2 protein-coding genes and 1 pseudogene are annotated in these 1,548 nt (G+C 29.9%); 2 read left to right on the top strand and 1 reads right to left on the bottom strand.

The features are described from left to right. On the bottom strand, positions 1 to 211 hold a 211-nt coding region (locus tag WBN21_RS09945; protein ID WP_424199844.1), incomplete at its 3' end, for a hypothetical protein. Positions 212 to 430: 219 nt separating this feature from the next. On the opposite strand from WBN21_RS09945, the gene WBN21_RS09940 reads away from it, so the two are divergent. Beyond that, the gene (locus WBN21_RS09940) at positions 431 to 1,030 is read left to right on the top strand and encodes a ribonuclease HII (protein WP_424199842.1); all 600 of its coding nucleotides are present in this window, start codon (positions 431 to 433) and stop codon (positions 1,028 to 1,030) included. Positions 1,031 to 1,074: 44 nt separating this feature from the next. Beyond that, positions 1,075 to 1,548: pseudogene (locus WBN21_RS09935) on the top strand (ribonuclease HII); the annotation flags it as partial.

Genomic DNA, 1,548 nt, shown 5'->3' with positions numbered 1-1,548 from the left:
CATTTACATTTTTTAAATTTTTAATGCTTGTTGATGCTCTTGATTGACTATTTAAAGAATCTTTAACACCTTTAGAGTCAACGCCTTCTTTTGAAAATGCCCTATCTGGTAAAACTTGCGCTGAAATATTTGTAACCACAAAAAACAAGCAAAAAAATAAGGGAACTTTATAATTTTTAGTTCTTGATTTTATCTTAAAAAATACGTTCATATTATGATTGCAGGTAAATTGGGCTTTTTTTAGCTATATATTTTACTTGGCAAAAGTAATTATTTGAACGTAAAGTGTTATTAATTATTTTAAATAAAGAAAGGCAGGGGAAAATTTATGAATTTTATAACAAAAATGAACCCCACAAAAAGGCCAAACTTTCTCGAATCCTTATAAATTCTTTATTATTAGCCTTTGGCATATTATATTTGTTTTGTTATGCTATTATTAAATCATTCAAATTACAAGTTAGAATGCGGAACCGATGAGGCTGGCCGTGGGTGTTTAGCTGGACCAGTAACTGCAGCTGCGGTAATTTTACCTAATAATTTTGAAAATTTAATTTTAAACGATTCCAAGCAATTAAGTGAAAAGAAACGAACACTTTTAAAACCTATTATTGAGCATCAAGCCATTAGTTATGGTGTTGCACATGTGTTTCAAGAAGAAATTGATAGTATTAATATTTTAAATGCATCTATTTTGGCTATGCATCATTCTATTGATAAATTGCAAAAAACACCCGAATTCATCATTATCGATGGTAATAAATTTAAACCTTATAATGACATTCCTTTTGAAACGATAATAAAAGGCGACGGGAAGTATTTAAGCATAGCCGCAGCTTCCATTCTAGCAAAAACACATCGCGATTTATATATGGAGCAAATTCATGAGGAATTCCCGATGTATAATTGGAAACAAAATAAAGGGTATCCCACAAAAGAACACAGAGCCGCTATTAAAAAATATGGTATTACAAAATATCACAGGAAATCGTTTAGATTATTACCCGAACAATTAAAGTTAGACGTATAAAAAGAGCCTCTAAGTTTCTATATTTGTAAAAATTAATTCAATCCATGAGATTATTTTGCCTTTCCCTCCTACTGTTATGTGTAATTGGTTGTTCAAAATCGAAATCTGAACATGCCAACCTTTTAGATTTTGCACCTAAAAACACTTCTGTTTTTATTAAAACTAACAATCTTGAAAGTTTTAGTAATAGCATCAGTAATAGTGATTTTTTACAAAATATCTCAAAAACATCTACTTACAAGAATTTAGAAGAAAGGCTTGAGCCCTTATCTCACTTAAATCCAGCCGAAGATGTTTTAATTTGTTTTTCAAAAGATGACAATGATAGCCTTCAATACTCTGTAATAACAAAGCTTAGTGATAATTTATTCGATACAGATTCCTTGCCAAACTATACTGAAGAAAAGCTTATTTACAGAAAAAAATCCATCTTAAAATCTACTATTGGCAGCAACACTATATATAGTGCAATAATTGATAGCACTTTTTTCGCATCCTCCTCAAAAAAACTTGTTGAC

Source organism: Algibacter sp., assembly GCF_049667265.1.
In the GTDB taxonomy this organism is placed as follows: Bacteria; Bacteroidota; Bacteroidia; order Flavobacteriales; family Flavobacteriaceae; genus Algibacter_B.
Note: the sequence above shows the minus strand (reverse complement) of the source record. Positions and strands in the feature narration are given on the sequence as shown.

Excerpts from the sequence above, each read along its gene's own strand:
- WBN21_RS09940 (WP_424199842.1), top strand. The coding sequence starts at position 431 with ATGCTATTATTAAATCATTCAAATTACAAGTTAGAATGCGGAACCGAT.